Below are 17,569 nucleotides of genomic sequence, written 5' to 3'. Positions count from 1 at the left end.
CTCCTTCACGCTGTCACTTGAGGGTGGAGATGACGTGGTCGGCGTCGCGGGTCAGGACCTGGCGGACATCCGCCCTCGTCACCAGCCGGTTGTCGGCCACCACGGCCTTGAAGGACGTCAACAGCCGCACGGCCTTGGCGTCCTTACCCGTGGCCGCCGCCTTGCGGGCTCTGGTCAGCTCCTTGGTCAGGGCACGGGCCGCCGGGTCGGACAGCCAGTCCGTCGCGAGGAACCTGTCGACCAGATGCTGCATGTCCCGCATCGACGTGGTCACCGAGTAGCCGACCTCGGTCCTGATCGCGTTGTCCGCGTTGTCCGAGGCCGTGACCGCGACGGTGTGGGCGGCCAGGGCCTGCGGGAACAGTGGGACGACCGTGTCGGGCTGAAGGGCGGCGCCGTCCAGTGCGCCCGAGGTGGTCTTGACCCCCGAGGTGGTGTCGACGGCCTGCCAGGTGATGCGCAGGTCCTGGGCGTCGCCGTACACCTGGCCGTCGGAGACACCCGAGACCATCAGCGTGGGTTTGGTGCCGTCGATCCTGAGGACGGCCGCCTTCTCCTGCTCGGTGGTTCCCGCCGCGTCGGCCGAGCGGTAGCGCAGCTCGTGCGGACCGTCACCCTCGACCACCACGGGCCTGTCGGCGTAGGCGGTCCACGAGCCCTGGTCGAGCGCGTACTCGATCTTCGTGACGCCGGAGGTGGCGTCGGTGGCGGACAGGATGACAGGGACGTCGCCGCTGTTCCAGCCCGCCGAGTTGGGCGGGGCGAAGGCGGCGGTCGTCACCGGGGCGGTGGTGTCGAGCTTGAGCTCCAGCGACCTGGCCTCCTCCACGTTGCCCGCCCCGTCACGTGAACGGAACTCCAGCTTCCTCGTCCCGTCGCCGCTGACCAGGACGGTCTCGGTGTAGGCGGTCCAGGCGCCGCCGTCGAGCCGCCACTCGGTGGCGGCGACCTCGGAGGCGTCGTCCTCGGCCGTGAGCGTCACCTCGACGGGACCGGCGACGTGCCAGCCCGCCGCGTTCGGGTCGGCGGCCTTGGCGGTGGTCACCGGCGGGGTCTTGTCGGCGCCCGTGACGGGGGTGAAGCGGAAACGCTGGTTGGGCGCGTTGACGCAGGTCCACTGGATCACCGGGGCGTTGTCGGCCTGGGAGACGCCGTTGACGTCGAGGCAGAGGCCGCTGGCCGCCGAGGTGACGATGTGGTTCTCGCCCGAGGCGGTGATGGTGAAGCGCTGGTGCACCTGGTGCGCGGCGCCGTCGGGGTGGCAGGTCCACTGGACGAGCTGGGTGCCCCCCGTGGTGGAGCCGCCCGGCACGTCCAGGCACTTGCCGCTCTTGACGTTCTTGAGCTGGTAGCCGCCCGCGGCGAGGGGGATCGCCTCCCACCTCTGCTCGTCGCCCTGGGTGGCGCCCAGCTGGACGATCTTGGCGTCGTCGAGCAGGGAGGCGGGGGTGACGTTCTTGCCGCTGTGCTGGGCGGTGATGGTGTAGACGCCCTGCTCGAGGTCGTCGCCGCCCGCCGTGTCGCCGGCGAACTGGACGGCGTCCAGGTCGAAGCCGTTGTTGGCGCTGTTCTTGAAGACGGCGTAGACGCTCCTGGTGCGCACGTCGTTCTTGACGGGCACCGCCGCGGTCATCTGGTAGACGTCCCAGCCGCCGGTGCTGTGGACGGGCGCACTGGCCAGCAGCGTTCCGGTGGGCGAGTCGGCGCGCAGCTCGATGCCGCCGCCTCCGCTCGGGCTGGAGACCCTGAAGGAGACCGAGTTGACGCCGTTGAGATCGAGCGGGGTGAAGGCGATCCAGTCGTTGTCGCTGATGTCGCCGATGCGCTTGCCGCTCTCGGCTCCCGCCTGGTCGATCACCCGCACACCAGAGGAGGTCTTGAAGTACTCCGCCTGCTTGCGCCTGGGCTGCAGCACGACCTTGGCGTACCCGGTGAGCGGGTTGTCGCCCTTGTCGGTGTAGTGGGCGTTGACGACGTAGTAGAGGTTCGCGCCCGCGGGGTGCCCGCCGATGTCGCTGGTCGAGATCGTGCCCTCGCAGCCGGGGAGCTCGACGGTCTCGTGCTCGTGGTCGTCGTGCCCGAGGGCGGGAGCGACGAAGACCTTGGCGCAGTCGACCGTCCCGTCCTCAGGATCGGTCACCTTGACCCTGTACGGCACGTCCTGCCCGAACTCGATCGTGCTGCCGTCCAGCGGGGTCTCGACGGTGACGACGGGCTTGGTGTTGCCCGCGGTGATCTGGATGTTGGCGAAGCCCTCCTTGCCGGTGGAGTCCCTGACCTTGAGCTGCGCGGCGTACTGTCCCTTGGCCTGGTAGACGTGGGTCGGCCTGGCCTCGGTGGAGTCGAAGGTGCCGTCGCCGTCGAAGTCCCACGCGATGGTGACGGGGTCGCCGTCGGGGTCGAAGCTTCCTGCGCTGTCGAAGGTGACGCTCAGCGGGGCGGGGCCGTCCGTGCGGGAGGCGCCCGCCTTGGCGACGGGGGCGCGGGCGCCCGCGGAGTAGTCGATCCTGTACAGGCCCGAGTCGTTGTTCCCGCCGCCGAAGGAGCTGCCCCACTCCAGCAGGTACAGCGAGCCGTCCTTGCCGAAGGTCATGTCCATCGGCTTGGCGAACGTGCCGAGGAACGGGTCGATCTTGAGCAGCTTGTCCTGGTCGTCGAGGTGGAGGGTCTTCACGTAGTGGCGCGACCACTCGTAGAAGAAGCTCGTGCCCTCGAAGTAGGCGGGGAACTTGGTGGCGGAGGTGGAGGCCGCGTCGTAGCGGTAGACGGGGCCGCTCATCGGGGCCGAGCCGCCCGAGCCGAGTTCGGGGAAGGCGGGCGAGGTGCCGTAGCCGTACCACATGACGGGCTGCTCAATCGGCGGCAGCTCGGTCAGCCCGGTGTTGTTGGGCGAGTCGTTGACGGGGGCGGCGCAGTCGAACTTGGGCCCGACGACCTTGGTGTCGGGGTTGTAGGGCGCGTAGGCCTGGTTGTCGCCGTGGCAGAACGGCCAGCCGTAGTTGCCCGCCTTCTTGATGACGTTGTACTCGACCAGTCCCTCGGGGCCCCTGTCGGTGGTCGGTCCTCCCCTGTCGGGGCCGTAGTCGGAGACGTGCACGTAGCCGGTCTTCTGGTCGACGGTGAACCTGAAGGGGTTGCGGAAGCCCATCGCGAAGATCTCGGGCCTGGTCTTGGCCGTCCCCGCGGCGAACAGGTTGCCCGCGGGGACGTCGTAGCCGCCGTCGGCCTTCGGCTTGATCCGCAGGATCTTGCCGCGCAGGTCGTTGGTGCTGCCCGCGGTGCGGGCGGCGTCGAGCATGTGCTGGCCAGGACGCCAGTCGATCGGGGCGTAGCCCTGCCAGTCGGGTGAGAGGTTCGGCGGGACGTCATCGCCCGTGCTGAGGTAGAGCGTGCCGTCGGGGCCGAACTCGACCGCGCCGCCGGTGTGGCCCGGCTCGGGGTAGGTGCGCTGCCGGTAGGCGGGGACCTCGAGGATCTTCTTCTCCGAGGCGGGGTCGATGCTGTCGCCCGTCACGGTGAAGCGGGAGAGCCTGTTGACGTCCTCGGCGCTCGTGGCCGGCGAGTAGTAGACGTAGATCCAGCCGTTGTCGGCGAAGCCGGGGTCGAGCTCCATGCCGACCAGGCCGTCCTCGCCGCCGGTGTAGACGTCGAGCGTGGCCGCGGTGACGGTGGTGTGCGTGTCGGGCTTGAAGATCTTGATCTCGCCCTTGCGCTGGACGTAGAAGACACGGCCGTCGGCGGCGACGTCCAGCTCCATCGGGTCGGCGGTGTTGTCGTCAAGGGTGATCTTCTCGAAGCTGCTGGTCACGGTGGCGCCGCAGTCACCCGCCTCGGCGCCCGCCGCCCACAGGATGCCGCCGAGAACGTGCTGGCGGAAGGCGGGCTCGGTGTAGGAGGCGTTGTCGTGGCCCATGGCGGTGGCCCAGACCTTGCCGCCCTCGGCGTTGCGGCACCAGGAGATCGGGTGGTCGGCGCCCATGGCGGAGGGGCCTGGGTCGTAGGTCTTCTCGTCGGCGGAGACCAGCACGTGCACGTTGCCGCGCGGGTTGGGCGAGAAGTTGTACCACTCCTCGGGCCGCTCCCAGCGCAGGGGCAGGCCCCTGGTCGAGGGGTGGACCCTGTCGGTGACCTTGGCCGTGCCCCGCAGCACGCCGGGCGAGTGGGCGGGCATGTGCGCGCCGCCGTTGACCAGGTCGTCCCACCAGGGGAAGTCGTTCTCGATGCCCATGTCGAGCGCGTTGTGCACGGCGACGACGCCCTTGCCCGAGCGGACGTACTTCTGCAGCGCCTGGCGCTGGGCGTCGTTCTCCCAGACCATGCCGGAGTTCTGCAGCATGATCAGCACATCGTAGGTGCCCAGGTCGGCGTCGTTGAAGACCGCGGAGTCGGCGGTCTGCACGACCTCGAAGTGGTTGTCGGCGGCCAGCTCCTTGACCATCTGGATGCCGGCGGGGATGGAGCCGTGGACGTAGCCCGAGGCCTTGGTGAACAGCAGCGCCCTGAAGGTCTCGTGCACGGCGGCGTTGGCCGTGACGGCGGGGAGTAACAGGAGGAACGGCAGGATGAGGGCAGCACAAACACGACGCATGGCGGGTCTCCGTTAGAGGGTGCGGAGGAAGGCCAGCCCATCGACGGCGAGAGCGTCCTGGCTGGGCGCCAGCGGCCTCCAGATGGAGGCGGCGGTGGCGATCGTCTGGTTGTGGGCGGTGAACGACTCGATGACCAGCGGTCCCCCGTAGGAGACCTCGCGCAGCGCCCCCACGAAGGAGGGCCAGTCGAAGCGGTCCTGACCGGGGGTTCCCCTGTCGGTGCCGCAGACCTGGACGTGCGCGATCCTGCCCGCGGCCAGCCGTACGGCCGCCGCGGGGTCCTTCTCCTCGATGTTCAGGTGGTAGATGTCGAGGGTCAGGCCGGCGCGCTCGGGCAGCGCCTCCAGCGCCTGCTCGACGGTGTTGAGCAGGCTCGTCTCGTAGCGGTTGAGCGGCTCGACCGCCAGCCGTACCTCGCTGTGGTCGATGACGGGCTTGAGGTTCTCGCGCAGCTCGGCGTAGGCGGCCGCGCGCTCGCGCGCGGACATCCTCCAGGTGCGGCCGACCGCGCTGTAGGCGGGCCCCGCGATGACGGGTGAGCCGACGATCTCGGCCACGTCCATGCAGTGCCTGAGGTAGTCCTGGGTCTCCCTGACCGTGTCGGAGGCGACCAGGTCGCGGCCCGGCGGCATGACCAGCACCACGGAGGCGCGCAGGCCGAGCGAGGCGAGCAGGTCGGCCGCCCTGACCGGGTCCCAGTCACCCGGCTGCTCGACGGGCACTTCGATGACGTCGAACCCCCACCCGGCGACCCGGGGCGCGAGCGCCTCCAGGTCGCCGTCGGTCAGCGGCGAGGTCCACACCCAGGTGTTGACACCCAGGTTCACTTCTTGCCGCCCCAGGTCTCGGGGAAGCCGGGCAGGCTCTCGCATCCGCACAGGGCGTAGTGCAGCGGCGGCATGTTGGGCTGCAGATAGGTGTCGAGGTTCTCCGCGGTGATCTTCGGCTGGGGCAGCTTCCAGGTCTTCGGCACCTCCTCGCCCTTGAGGATCTTGAGCGCCGCGATGACGGGGGTGCGCCACTGGTAGGTCGGGTAGGTGGGGGCGATGGCGGTCAGGTTGTTCTGCTTCCACTTCTGCAGGAAGTCCTGCTGGTCCTCGCCGACCATGGCGGGGACGGGCACGCCGGCGTCCTCGAACGCCTCGACCGCGGCGACGGCGGTGGCTCCCGCGTCCATCCACACACCGTCCAGCTTGCCATGACGGGCGATGTAGTCGCTGACGATGCTCTTGGTCTTGGCCGCGTCGCCGTCGGTGAACTCCACGCCGACAACCTGCAGCCGGCTCTTGTCGAAGGTGGCCTTGGCCGCCGACCAGCGGGTCTCCAGGACGTCGACGCCTGGCAGGATGCGCAGGGCGAGCACCTTGCCGCCCGCGGGCACCTTCTCCACCAGGAACTCCGCGCCGTCGGCGCCGAAGGCGTAGCCGCCGATGGGGTTGATGAAGGTGACGGGGCAATCGGTCTCCACGCCGCGGTCGAAGACGATCACCGGCAGCTTGCCGCAGGCGGCCTTCACCGCGGGGGTGAGGGTGGCGGTAGTGTTGGGCGAGACGATCAGCGCGTCACAGCCCTTGCCGGTCAGCTCGGCGATGTCGGAGATCTGCTTGTCGTCCTTGCCCTCGGCGTCCAGGGCGGTGAACGTGGTGATCTCCTTGTGCAGGGCCACCTCGGCCTGCATGCTCTTCCAGCCGACCTGCCGCCACGGGTTGTTGACGGCGGCGTTGGAGAAGCACAGGTGATAGCCGCCGCTCTTCTTGTACTCGGAGGTGCTGACCATCTGGGGGTCGATGGCCTGCTCCCATGGCTTGTCGGCGGGGCCCTGCGCGGTCTTGGCGCGCATCGCGAGCTGGGCGTCGTGGTCGGCCTGCACGAAGAACTTCGACTGCTCGCCCGTCCCCGCCGCGGACGCCGCCGAGGACGGCGCGGCGGAGGCGCCGGCCGACGTCGCGGCCTGGGTGGCGGTGGTGGCCGGTTTGTCGCTGGTACAGGCGGCCGCCAGTAGCGCGACCCCTGTCAGGGCGACGAGGAAGGACTTAGGACGCGACATGTGCGTCTCCTTTTCGGGGGGTGAGGGAGAAGGGAAGCCTTACGGCTCCCGCCGCCACGGCAGCGATGATGATGACGCCCTGCACGGTGAACTCCAGCGCGCCCGAGATGCCGTACAGGTTGAGCAGGGTGAACAGCGCCTCCAGCGTGAGGGCGCCCGCCATGGCCGCCACGACCGAGCCGCGACCGCCGCCGAGCGCCACGCCGCCGAGCACGACCGCGGTGATGGCCGAGAACTCCAACCCCTGGCCGACCTGGGCGGAGACCCCAGCGAAGCCGCCGAGCAGGATGCCCGCGACCGCCGCGGCCAGCCCGGAGAGCACGAAGGCGAGAATCCGTGCCCTGATGACCCTGACCCCCGACAGGGCCGCCGCGCGCTCGTTGTCACCCGTGGCGATGAGCGTGCGGCCGAAGTCGGCCCGCATGATCAGCGCCGCGGCGACGCCCACGGCCAGCAGGATGAGCGTGGACCACAGCGTGTCGCGCCCGAAGACCCTGAAGGCCTGCGAGAGCGCCCCGCGCGGCGCGCCGCCCGTCCAGAGGAAGACCGCGCCGGACAGCACGAGCATCATGCCCAGCGTGGTGATGAACGACGGCACCCGCAGTAGCGTCGTCACGGCCCCGTTGGCCAGCCCGACCAGCAGGCCGATGACGATCACCAGGGCCAGGACGGGCCAGGTGGCCGCCTCGTCGCCGTCGATCAGACGGGCGGCGACGACCACCTCGACCGTCACCAGCGACCCGACCGACAGGTCGAACTCCCCGGAGACGATCACGAAGTACTGCCCCGCCGCCAGGATCACCAGCGGCGCGGCCCTCTTGACGAAGGCGAAGAACCCGGCGGGCTCCAGGAAGAACGGGTTGGCCACCGCGATGGCGACCAGCAGCGCGGCCAGGACCGCGAAGATCGGCAGAGCGCGCTTCACAGCCGCTTCCTTCCCGCACGACGGGCGTAGACGGCCACCGCCGCCACGATCACCACGCCGCGCACCACGTCCTTGAAGAAGGAGTTGACTTCGAGCTGGTTGAAGACGCTGTCGAGGACGGCCAGCAGCAGGACGCCGCCGACCGTTCCCGCCACGCCTCCCCTGCCGCCTGCCAGCGCCGTGCCGCCGAGGACGACGGCGGCGATCGACTCCAGGTCGTAGCCGCCGTCGATGCCCACGGTGGGGGCTCCCGCGCCGAGCCTGCTGGCGAGCAGCAGTCCCGCGATGCCCGCGCACAGCGAGCACAGGATGTGGGTGACGATGACGACCCTGTCGGTGCGCACGCCCGACAGCCTGGCCACGTCGGGGTCGCCGCCGACGGCGTAGACGCGGTAGCCGTACCTGGTCCTGCTGAGCAGGAACCACGCGGCGACGGCCACGGCCGCCCACAGCAACGCCGAGACGGGCACGGGTCCGACCCTGTCGTAGCCGAGGTGCTGGAAGGACTCGGGCACGCGCCCCGCCGGGCCGTCGTAGAGGTGGTCGACGACGCCCTTGATGATGAGGGCGACGCCCAGCGTGGCGATGAAGGCATGGACCTTCAGCTTGGTGATGACCACGCCGTTGACCAGGCCGACCAGGGCGCTGACCGCGATGACGGCGGTGATCGCCCCCGGCACGCTGCCCGCCTCCATGATCTCGGCTGCGACCAGGGACGAGAGGCTGATCAGGTAGGCGACCGACAGGTCGAGGGAGCCCGCGAGGATGGCGAGCGTCTGTCCCACGGCCACGATGCCGAGGGCGGCGCTGCGCTGCTGGACACCGACGACGGTCTCGAGCGTGAGCAGGTTGCCGCCGTCGATCGCGACCAGGATCCAGCCGACCACGATCGTGGCCAGCAGGGCGAGGTAGACGACCTGGGTGGAGCCGAGGTCGGACCACGGCCTGGGCCTCGCGCGCCCCACCTTCCGGTCGCCAGGGGAGCCGGTTAAGGCCACGCCTTCGGGCGCGGGCGTGTGCAGGTTGTCGGTCATGCCGCCTCCTCGCTCGCGGCCAGGCGGATGATGTCCTCTTCCGACGAGCCGGCGGGGAGGGAGCCGGCGATGCGGCCGTCACGCAGGACCACGACGCGGTCGCTCATCCCGATGAGCTCGGGCAGCTCCGAGGAGATCATCATGATCGCCATGCCGTCGGCCGCCAGCTCGCGCATGAGGTCGTGGATGGCCGCCTTGGCCCCGACGTCCACCCCTCTGGTCGGCTCGTCGAACAGCAGCACGTCGGGGGCGAGCGTCATCCACTTGGCGAGGACGACCTTCTGCTGGTTGCCGCCCGACAGGTAGAGGACCTCCTGTGAGGGGCGGGCGGGTGAGAGGCGCACCCGCTCCAGCAGGTCGCGGACGGAGGAGCCCTTCCGCCCGACGGCCCGCGCCACCAGCAGCGCGTTGTCGCGCACCGACTGACGAAGGGCGAGTCCCTCGGCCTTGCGGTCCTCGGTGACCAGGCCGATCCCGGCGGCCACCGCCTCGCGCACCGAGCGGGGCCGCAGCGGCGTCATCGTCCCCCTGGTGAAGGGCGCGGCGCCGAACATCGCCTTGGCCAGCGACGAGCGGCCCGAACCCTGCAGGCCCGCGACGCCGACGATCTCGCCCGCTCTGAGCTCGAGCGTGATGTCGTCCAGGCGCTCGTTGCCGCCACCCGTGACGCTCAGCCGCACCTCACCCACGGAGGAGGCGCGAGGGGGGAAGTAGGTGCCGAGATCACGACCGACCATCAGGCGGACCAGGTCGTCGGAGGTGACCTCGGAGGTGGACACGGTGGAGACGAGACGGCCGTCCTTCAACACGGTGACCTCGGAGGCGAGGTCGAAGACCTCGCGCAGGCGGTGGGAGATGTACAGCACCGCGATCCCGCGTTCCTGCAGTCGGCGCACCAGCCGGTAGAGCAGTTCGACCTCGTGCTCGGCGAGGGCAGCCGTGGGCTCGTCCATCACCACGATGCGCGCGTCGAGCGACAGCGCCTTGACGATCTCGACGACCTGCTGCTGGGCCACCGACAGCCGCTTGACGGGATCGCGGGGGCCGAAGGAGTCCTCGCCGAGGCCCTCCAGGAGCGAGGCGGTCGCCGTGTCCATCGCCGCGCGGTCGACGAGCCCGCGCCGCAGCGGCTCCCTGCCGAGGAAGACGTTCTCCGCGACGCTGCGCTCGGGCAGGAGGGTGAACTCCTGGTAGATGATGGCCACCCCGGCACGCTGGGCGTCGAGCGGGTGCCCGAAGGAGACCTGCCTGCCGTCGATCGTGATCGTCCCCGTGTCGGGGGCGTGCACGCCTGCGAGGATCTTCATCAGCGTGGACTTGCCCGCGCCGTTCTCGCCGACGACCGCGTGGACCTGCCCCGCCTCGACGGTCAGGTCCACCTCCGAGAGCACCCGCACGCCGAGGAAGCTCTTGCCGATGCCGGTCATGCTCAGCACTCGGTCCACCGCCCCGACGCCGCGGAGGCGAGGACCGCGTCGCAGACGAGGGCGGCGCGGGCGCCGTCCTCGAAGGTGGGCAGGCCGTCGCGGTGCTCGCCGCGCAGGGCGGCGTAGCTGTCGGCGACGAAGGCGTCGAAGCACTCGTGGTAGCCCTGCGCGTGTCCCGAGGGCAACGGTGAGTACGGCAGCGCCTGCGGGGACAGGGTGGCGGGGTCACGCACGAGCGCCATGGAGCCGCTCCGCTGCCCGACCCACAGCTTCTCCGGCTCCTCCTGGTCGAAGGCGAGGCTCTGCTCGGTCCCCGACACCTCCAGGAACAGCCGGTTCTTGCGTCCTGGCGAGACCTGGCTGGTGGTGACCGAGCCGAGCGCGCCGCCCGTCGTGCGGAACTGGACCGTGACGACGTCCTCGGTCAGCACGGGGGCGTGGCCGGCTCGCTCGCGCTGGACCACGCCGGTCTGGGCCGACACCGCGGCGATGCGCTCGCCGGTGACGAACTCGGCCAGGTCGCACCAGTGCGAGCCGATGTCGGCGAAGGTGCGGCTCGGCCCGCCGAGTTCAGGGTCGACCCGCCAGTTGTCGTCCTCCGGACGCAGCAGCCAGTCCTGCAGGTAGCTGCCGTGGACCAGGCTGACCCTGCCGACGTCGCCGCGCGCCACCCTGTGCCTGGCCTCGCGGACCATCGCGTGGAAGCGGTAGACGAACGGGACGGTCGCCACCAGGCCCGCCTCGGCGGCGCGGGCCGCCATCAGCGCAGCCGTCTCGGCATCGGTGGCCAGGGGCTTCTCGCAGATCACCGCCACGCCCGCGGCCAGGGCCTTGAGCGTGAGCGGGGCGTGCAGGTGGTTGGGCGTGCAGATGTGGACCAGGTCGATCTCGCCCGACTCGATGAGTGCGTCCGCCGAGGGGTGGGGACCCTGCGACTTACCGGGGCGCGAACCCGCGATGCCGACGATGGTGGCCCCGGCCAGGCGAGCGGACCTGGCGTGCACGCCGCCCATGAAGCCGGTCCCGATGATGCCCACTCGGGGGTTATCAGCCGATTCCCGGCTTATGTCCCTCATGTTTCGGGATGGTAGATCGTGATTATGTCGACGGTCAAGCAAAAGTCTGCTCTTTACAGCAGAAGAGTAGGACGCTATACACCGATTAGCCGCATATGGAGGAGGTAGCCGTGTCCGGTTCCTGCGCTAAAGCCCTCTGCCCACGTCCACGATGAACCTGGCCAGGCCCGCTCTCCTGCGAAACAGCTCGTGCAGCTCGGGCGTGGGATCCTCGCCGAGCCGTTCGAACGGCAGGGCCGTCCACGCGCCGCACAGCACCAGCGTGGCCGCGTAGCCGTAGGCCACCTCGGCGGGGTCGAAGCCCGAACCCTCCACGTACGCCGCCTCGATCGCCTCGTGGACGGCCGGCAGTTCGGCGGCGGTGAGCTCGCCCGCGTGCGCCCCGCCGACCAGCAGCTGGTTCAGGTCGAAGCCCACGCACGTCGGGTACGGCCAGCTCCAGTCGATCGCCACGAACTCCGCCGAGCCGTCGGCGGGGACGAGCAGGTTGGCGGGGCAGGCGTCGCCGTGCGAGAGCGTGTGCGGCAGCTCGCCGACGGCCTCGACGAGCGGCTCGATCCGCCCCGTCAGCGCCATCAGGTCCGAGCGCAGCAGCGGATCGGCGTGGGAGGCCACCAGCGGATGACGCCAGAAGCCTGGGTCGCGCAGCGCGGGCAGGAACACGTTCGTGACCGGCCCGTCGACGTAGTACCGCAGCCCCGGGCAGGGGCCCGTGGCCGGGTGCATGGCGGCCAGCTCCCCCAGCAGCCTGGCGGCGGCCCTGTAGCGGTCGAGGTCCCACGGCGCGCGGTCGACGGGGACGTCCTCCAGCCACATCACGTACCGCTCGTCGCCCAGGTCCTCCAGGTGGTGCAGGCGCGGCAGGCGCAGGCCCTTGGGCAGCTCCATGCCCGACAGGTAGACGTCGAGGTCGGCGCGCCAAGGGAAGTTGGCGATCGCCGCCTCCCTGACTCCCTCCGGCACCGCCTCGATCCCCGGCAGGTGGCGCACCGACCTGATCGACTTCACGATGAACGACCAGGCGGCGCCGTCCGTGGTGGTGCCGCTGACGCGGCGCAGCGAGGCGGTGGACAGCGCGCCGGACGGATGGGCGAGGGCCTCGGAGCGACGCGAGGCGATCCTCGCCTCCGGATCACCCAGGCTCCGTCTCACCAGCTCCGTGACGTCCATGGTCCGACCCTGCTCTCCTCGCGATCCCCTCGCATGAGTAAGGCCTACTCAAATACCCTTCCAGAGTGGCACGGTCGTGGCCCTTCGCAGGCCGCGCGGCGCAGCTGAGCGAGATCAGGTCGGCCGCCCGCGGCCTGGTCGTCGTGGGGCCGCCGGGGGTCGGCAAGAGCAGGCTGGTGGCGCAGGCCGTCCGCGAGGCGGAGGGGGTGGCCTGGGTCCGGGCCACCGCGGCGGCGGCCGAGCTGCCGCTCGGGGCCTTCGCGGCGCTGCTGCCCTCCACGCCTCCCTCCGGCAACCCCCTCGGCTGGGCCGCCGACGCGGTGCGCGCGCCCGTGCTCGTGGTGGACGACGCCCATCTGCTCGACGGCGCCTCCGCCGCGCTCGTCCACCATCTGGTGACGCGGGGCCGTACCAGGGTGATCGCCACGCTGCGCACGGAGACGCCCGCGCCCGACGCGGTGCGGGCGCTGTGGAAGGAGGACCTGCTGCCGCGCATGGAGCTGGCCCCGCTGACCGCGCAGGAGAGCGCCGCGATCCTGGAGCGGGCGCTCGGCGGCAGCGTGGAGCAGAGCGCGGTGACCAGGCTGTGGCAGGCCAGCAGGGGCAACGTCCTCTACCTGCGCGAGCTGGTGCTGTCAGGGGTGCTGACCGAGAGCGGAGGGATGTGGCGGTGGCGCGGGCCGCTGGCGATCACGCCTTCGCTGCGCGACACGATCGCGGGCCGCATCGGCGGCCTCACCTCGGACGAACGGGAGGTGCTGGAGTACCTCGCCTACGGCGAGCCGCTCGGCGCCGACCTGCTGTCCGAGCTGGCCGCCTCGGCCGCGGTCGAGCAGCTGGAGGAGCGCCAGCTGGTGACCGTCGACCTCGAAGGCCGCCGCCTGCAGGCGCGCCTTGCCCACCCGCTGTACGGCGAGGTCATCAGGCACGGCTGCGGCACCCTTCGTGCCCGCAAGCTGCTGCGCAGGCTGGCCGACGCCGTCACGGCCACGGGGTTACGCCGTCGCGAGGACGTGGTGAGAGTGGCCGTCTGGCGCCTCGACAGCGGGCCCGTCGCCGAGCCTGGCCTGCTGCTGGCCGCGTGCGACAGGGCCAGGATGGTCCGCGACCTGGAGCTGGCCGAGCGGCTGGCCCGCGCGGCGGCCGACGCGGGCGGCGGCCTGCCCGCCGCCATGGCTCTGGGCACCGTCCTGTTCTACGCCGACCGCTACCGCGAGTCGGAGGAGGTGTTCGCCGCGGCGTGGGACCTCGAGATGGACGACTACTCGCGCACCACCTGCGGGGTCTACAGGGCGTTCAACCTCTTCTGGGGGCTTGGCGAGGTCGGGCGGGCGCTGGAGCTGCTGGAGGAGACCGAGCACTCGGTCTCCGAGCTCGACGCGCGGCAGGGGGCGCGGGGCACCAGGGCGTCGATCGAGGCGTTCGTCGGGGATCTGGACAAGGCCGCGGCCACGCTCCGCTCGACGATGACGATGGGCCCCTGCATCGAGCCCCGCAACGTCAGGGCGTTCGGCACCACGGAGGCCACCATCCTGGCCGCGAAGGGGCGCGCCGCGCAGAGTCTGGAAGTGGTCGCCCGCACCGGGGCCGCGCTCGACAGGGCGGCTCACGCGCTGCCGAGCCTGCGGGCCGCGCTGCTCGACGCCGCCATTCAGGCCGCGCTGTACCTGGGCGATCTCGACGCCGCCGAGCACCATGCCGACCAGGGGCGCAGGCTCGACGGCGAGTTCGGCGCGTGGGCACGGGCGGTCGTCGAGTTCGGCACCTACAGGGCGAGGGCGCTCAGGCTGAGGGGACGCGTCGCCGACGCCCTGTCCGCCGGCCGCGAGGCGGCCGCCCGGCTGCCCTCGCGAGGCGCGTGGGCGGGGTTCTGCCTGGGCGAGCTCGCCCAGGCGCACGCCCTGCTCGGTCAGGTCGACGCGGCAGAGGAGGCGCTGGCCAGAGCCGAGGCCACCGGACTGCCGATCGGGCCTCCCGTGGTCGTCCCCCTGCGGCAGGCCATGGCCTGGACGCTGGCCGCCAGGGGCGACGTCGCAGGGGCCATCGCGACCCTGCTCGCGCTGGTCGATCAGGCGCTGCCCGTCCAGACGCCCTTCCTCCTCCACGACGTCGTACGGCTGGGCCGCCCTTCGCTGGTCGCCTCCCGCATCACCGGTGAGGGCCCGCTGGTCGCCCTGTTCGCCAGGCACGCCGCCGCGGGCACCGGCACCGAGCTCGACGCCGTGTCCCTGGAGTTCGAGCGTCTCGGCCTGATCCTGCACGCCGCCGAGGCCGCCGCCCAGGCCGCCCGCCGGCACCGCGACAGGGGGATGACCCGCGCCGCCCAGGCCGCGCGGACCAGGGCCTGGGCGCTGTCGCGCCGCTGCCAGGGCGCCCGCACCCCCGCCCTGCTCGATCTCGACGTACCCGGGCTGACCCCGCGCCAGCGCGAGATCGCCCTGCTCGCCGCGCAGGGCCTGACCAACAGGGAGATCGCCGAGCGCCTGGTCGTGTCGATCAGGACCGTCGCCAACACCCTCTACGCCGTCTACGAGAAGACCGGCGTCAGCGATCGCACCGCCCTGGCCGACCTGCTTCTCGGCTGAGCCCCCTCCACCGGTTGACGCGCTCCCACACGCCTTCTATGGTTCATTACAGGAGTAATGAACCATAGAAGCGAGTAACCATGTTCGACGACCGGAGCCCCATCTACCGGCAGATCGCGGACCGCATCAAGGCCGAGGTCCTGAGCGGGGCGCTGAAGGGAGACGAGCAAGTGATGTCCACCAACCAGTACGCCGCGTTCTTCCGCATCAACCCCGCCACCGCGCAGAAGGCGTTCCAGCAGCTGGTCGACGAGGGCGTTCTCTACAAGAAACGAGGTATCGGCATGTTCGTCAGTCCGGCCGCCCGTGACACGCTCAGGGCCGAGCGCCGGGAGGGCTTCTTCACCGACGTGGTCGATCCGATGGTGGCCGAGGCCAAGGCCATCGGCATCCCGCTGGACGACGTGATCAAGAGGATCAGGGACAGCCGATGAGGATCGACATCGACAACCTCAGGGTCGCCTACGGCGAGACCGTCGCCATCGACGCGCTGTCGCTACGGCTCGACACAGGGAAGATCTACGGCCTGCTCGGGCGCAACGGCGCCGGCAAGACGAGCCTGCTGTCCGTGCTGGCAGGCTTTCGCAGGCACAGCGGCGGAACGGTGCTCGCCGACGACAGCCCGATCTTCGAGAACTGGCTCACGACCAGGGAGATCTCCCTCATCCGCGACGCGGGAGAGACGGTCAACCTCGGCACGGTGGAGGACGCGCTCTACTTCGCCGAGGACCTGCGCCCCCGGTGGGACGCCGCCTACGCGCAGGAGCTCATCGACCTGTTCAAGCTCGACCGCAAGAAGAACGTCAAGTCCATGTCCAAGGGCCAGCGCTCGGCCGTGGGCGTGGTGGTGGGGCTGGCGTCGAGGGCGCCGCTGACCATGTTCGACGAGTCGTACCTCGGCATGGACGCCCCCTCCAGGCAGGCCTTCTACGACGCCCTGCTCACCGACTTCATGGCACACCCGCGCACGATCATCCTCTCGACCCATCTCATCGAGGAGGTCAGCTCCCTGTTCGAGGAGGTCGTCATCATCGACAAGGGCCGCCTCGTCGTGCACTCCCCCGCCGACGAGCTGCTGGCCATGGGCAGCGCCGTCACTGGGCCCGCCGAGCAGGTCGAGGAGTTCACCCGCGACCTCACCGTCCTCGGCTCCAAGCAGCTCGGCCCGACCAGGTCCGTCATGGTCTACGGCCCGCTCGACCACGCGGAGGCCCGCAAGGCGGGTCTGGAGACCGGCCCCATCGCCATGCAGGAACTGTTCATCCACCTGACGGGAGGCCCCGCCTCATGAGATTCCCCAGCCGCCTCCTCGCCGCCAACATGTGGTTCGCGCTCTTCGCGTGGCTGGCCTACCTCGTGGTCATCACGCTGGTCACCGTCGGCATCGGCGTCTGGGGCGAGCTCAACGAGAGCGTGTGGGAGAAGGCCGTCCAGCTGACCAGGTGGTACGCGCTGTTCGTCGGCGTCGCCCTGGTCACCGAGTTCCTGCCGCTCTTCATCGCCCACGGGCAGAGCCGCCGCCAGTTCGGGTTCCAGGCCGCCGTCACCATCGCGATCTTCGCGCCGTTCCTCTCGGCCCTGCTGGTGATCAGCTTCCTGCTGGAGTCGCTGCTGTACGGGCTGACCGGCTGGACCTGGGCCCTCGGCCAGGCCCACCTGTTCAGCGCGCCCACCCAGATTCCGATGATCTTCCTCGAGTACACCGTGATGTTCGTGGGATGGCTCGTGGCCGGCGTCTTCGTCTCCTCCGCCTTCTACCGGTGGCAGGGCGGGGGGCTGCTGGCCATCGTCCCCGCCGTCGCCATTGTCCTGTTCGTCCAGGCCACGATCGGCGACAAGGCGCCGCTGCCGTTCATCAGCCTCAGGATCGGCTTCGACCTGGCCGACTCGGCGCTCAGCGCGGTCCTCGCCGCCGTGGGCGCGTTCGTGGTCGGTCTCGGCCTCACCTGGCTGATCATCCGTGACGTCCCGTTGAGGAACAAGGTGTCATGAGCGCGTTACTCGAGGTCGTGGGGTTGCGCAAGCGCTACAAGGACATCGTGGCCGTCGACGGGCTCGGCTTCGCCGTCCACGAGGGCGAGACCTACGGCCTGCTCGGGCCGAACGGAGCCGGCAAGACCACGGCCATCTCGATGATCGTCGGCGTCCTCGACGCCGACGCGGGAGAGATCCGCATCGCCGGCAGGGCCCCCGACCTCGCGACCCGCGCCATGGTCGGCTACGTGCCGCAGCAACTGGCCCTCTACCCCGACCTGACCGCCCGCCAGAACCTCAGGTTCTTCTCCGGCATGTACGGCATGCGGCGGGCGCAGGCGCGGATCAGGATCGCCGAGATCCTCGAGCTCATCGGCCTGTCCGACCGCGCCGACCACGCCGTGGCCACCTACTCGGGCGGCATGTCGCGCAGGCTCAACATCGGCGTCGGCCTGCTGCACCGCCCGCGCCTGCTGGTCATGGACGAGCCCACCGCAGGCGTCGACCCGCAGAGCCGCACCTCCATCCTCGACAGCGTCCAGCGGCTCACCGGCGAAGGTCTCGCGGTCCTCTACACCACCCACTACATGGAGGAGGCCGAGCGGCTCTGCGACAGGGTCGGCATCGTCGACCACGGCCGCGTGCTGACCGAGGGCACGCCGTCCGAGCTGGGCGACCCCGACCTCGAAAGCACCTTCCTGCGCCTCACAGGCCGCGCGCTGAGGGACTGACCATGCGCGCG

At 70.7% G+C, this 17,569-nt stretch carries 13 protein-coding genes; 5 read left to right on the top strand and 8 right to left on the bottom strand.

The window, feature by feature from the left end:
* Positions 1-13: 13 nt before the first annotated feature.
* The 8 genes from ABFX55_RS45695 to ABFX55_RS45660 all read right to left on the bottom strand — a co-directional run bounded on the left by ABFX55_RS45695 (position 14) and on the right by ABFX55_RS45660 (position 12,268).
* Entirely contained in the window at positions 14-4,588 is a 4,575-nt protein-coding gene (locus tag ABFX55_RS45695) for a ThuA domain-containing protein (protein ID WP_346130067.1), read from the bottom strand.
* Positions 4,589-4,600: 12 nt separating this feature from the next.
* Positions 4,601-5,461: a sugar phosphate isomerase/epimerase family protein gene (locus ABFX55_RS45690; protein ID WP_379479046.1), complete on the bottom strand. Its 861-nt coding sequence runs from the start codon at positions 5,459-5,461 to the stop codon at positions 4,601-4,603.
* Positions 5,413-6,636 (bottom strand): ABC transporter substrate-binding protein, encoded by a 1,224-nt coding sequence (locus ABFX55_RS45685; RefSeq protein ID WP_346130064.1) that lies wholly within the window; start codon positions 6,634-6,636, stop codon positions 5,413-5,415. The genes ABFX55_RS45690 and ABFX55_RS45685 overlap by 49 nt, the downstream gene beginning before the upstream one ends.
* Complete coding sequence (locus tag ABFX55_RS45680; RefSeq protein WP_346130063.1) at positions 6,623-7,561, bottom strand: ABC transporter permease; 939 nt, start codon at positions 7,559-7,561, stop codon at positions 6,623-6,625. The genes ABFX55_RS45685 and ABFX55_RS45680 overlap by 14 nt, the downstream gene beginning before the upstream one ends.
* A complete protein-coding gene (locus ABFX55_RS45675) occupies positions 7,558-8,595 on the bottom strand; it encodes an ABC transporter permease (protein ID WP_346130061.1) in 1,038 nt (345 codons plus the stop codon). Before ABFX55_RS45675 ends, ABFX55_RS45680 begins: the two co-directional genes overlap by 4 nt.
* Positions 8,592-10,022: a sugar ABC transporter ATP-binding protein gene (locus ABFX55_RS45670; protein WP_346131448.1), complete on the bottom strand. Its 1,431-nt coding sequence runs from the start codon at positions 10,020-10,022 to the stop codon at positions 8,592-8,594. The genes ABFX55_RS45675 and ABFX55_RS45670 overlap by 4 nt, the downstream gene beginning before the upstream one ends.
* A gap of 2 nt (positions 10,023-10,024) precedes the next feature.
* Positions 10,025-11,059 (bottom strand): Gfo/Idh/MocA family protein, encoded by a 1,035-nt coding sequence (locus ABFX55_RS45665; protein ID WP_346130059.1) that lies wholly within the window; start codon positions 11,057-11,059, stop codon positions 10,025-10,027.
* Positions 11,060-11,224: 165 nt separating this feature from the next.
* Positions 11,225-12,268, bottom strand: coding sequence for a phosphotransferase (locus ABFX55_RS45660; RefSeq protein WP_346130057.1), 1,044 nt, complete (start codon positions 12,266-12,268; stop codon positions 11,225-11,227).
* A 65-nt stretch (positions 12,269-12,333) separates the two neighbouring features.
* Here ABFX55_RS45660 and ABFX55_RS45655 point away from each other — a divergent pair, with 65 nt between their 5' ends.
* The 5 genes from ABFX55_RS45655 to ABFX55_RS45635 all read left to right on the top strand — a co-directional run bounded on the left by ABFX55_RS45655 (position 12,334) and on the right by ABFX55_RS45635 (position 17,558).
* Positions 12,334-14,853 (top strand): LuxR C-terminal-related transcriptional regulator, encoded by a 2,520-nt coding sequence (locus tag ABFX55_RS45655; protein WP_346130056.1) that lies wholly within the window; start codon positions 12,334-12,336, stop codon positions 14,851-14,853.
* An 80-nt stretch (positions 14,854-14,933) separates the two neighbouring features.
* Complete coding sequence (locus tag ABFX55_RS45650) at positions 14,934-15,287, top strand: GntR family transcriptional regulator (RefSeq protein ID WP_183657042.1); 354 nt, start codon at positions 14,934-14,936, stop codon at positions 15,285-15,287.
* On the top strand, positions 15,284-16,144 hold the full coding sequence (locus tag ABFX55_RS45645) for an ATP-binding cassette domain-containing protein (RefSeq protein WP_346130054.1): 861 nt from the start codon (positions 15,284-15,286) through the stop codon (positions 16,142-16,144). Before ABFX55_RS45650 ends, ABFX55_RS45645 begins: the two co-directional genes overlap by 4 nt.
* Complete coding sequence (locus ABFX55_RS45640; RefSeq protein ID WP_346130053.1) at positions 16,141-16,845, top strand: hypothetical protein; 705 nt, start codon at positions 16,141-16,143, stop codon at positions 16,843-16,845. Before ABFX55_RS45645 ends, ABFX55_RS45640 begins: the two co-directional genes overlap by 4 nt.
* Positions 16,842-17,558: an ABC transporter ATP-binding protein gene (locus tag ABFX55_RS45635; protein WP_346130052.1), complete on the top strand. Its 717-nt coding sequence runs from the start codon at positions 16,842-16,844 to the stop codon at positions 17,556-17,558. The genes ABFX55_RS45640 and ABFX55_RS45635 overlap by 4 nt, the downstream gene beginning before the upstream one ends.
* Positions 17,559-17,569: the final 11 nt, after the last annotated feature.

The organism is Nonomuraea roseola (assembly GCF_039535395.1).
Taxonomy (GTDB): domain Bacteria; phylum Actinomycetota; class Actinomycetes; order Streptosporangiales; family Streptosporangiaceae; genus Nonomuraea; species Nonomuraea roseola.
Note: the sequence above shows the minus strand (reverse complement) of the source record. Positions and strands in the feature narration are given on the sequence as shown.

Coding starts and splice junctions, on each gene's coding strand:
- ABFX55_RS45695 (WP_346130067.1), bottom strand. CDS start 4,588: ATGCGTCGTGTTTGTGCTGCCCTCATCCTGCCGTTCCTCCTGTTACTC.
- ABFX55_RS45690 (WP_379479046.1), bottom strand. CDS start 5,461: ATGCGAGAGCCTGCCCGGCTTCCCCGAGACCTGGGGCGGCAAGAAGTG.
- ABFX55_RS45685 (WP_346130064.1), bottom strand. CDS start 6,636: ATGTCGCGTCCTAAGTCCTTCCTCGTCGCCCTGACAGGGGTCGCGCTA.
- ABFX55_RS45675 (WP_346130061.1), bottom strand. CDS start 8,595: ATGACCGACAACCTGCACACGCCCGCGCCCGAAGGCGTGGCCTTAACC.
- ABFX55_RS45670 (WP_346131448.1), bottom strand. CDS start 10,022: ATGACCGGCATCGGCAAGAGCTTCCTCGGCGTGCGGGTGCTCTCGGAG.
- ABFX55_RS45660 (WP_346130057.1), bottom strand. CDS start 12,268: ATGGACGTCACGGAGCTGGTGAGACGGAGCCTGGGTGATCCGGAGGCG.
- ABFX55_RS45650 (WP_183657042.1), top strand. CDS start 14,934: ATGTTCGACGACCGGAGCCCCATCTACCGGCAGATCGCGGACCGCATC.
- ABFX55_RS45645 (WP_346130054.1), top strand. CDS start 15,284: ATGAGGATCGACATCGACAACCTCAGGGTCGCCTACGGCGAGACCGTC.
- ABFX55_RS45640 (WP_346130053.1), top strand. CDS start 16,141: ATGAGATTCCCCAGCCGCCTCCTCGCCGCCAACATGTGGTTCGCGCTC.
- ABFX55_RS45635 (WP_346130052.1), top strand. CDS start 16,842: ATGAGCGCGTTACTCGAGGTCGTGGGGTTGCGCAAGCGCTACAAGGAC.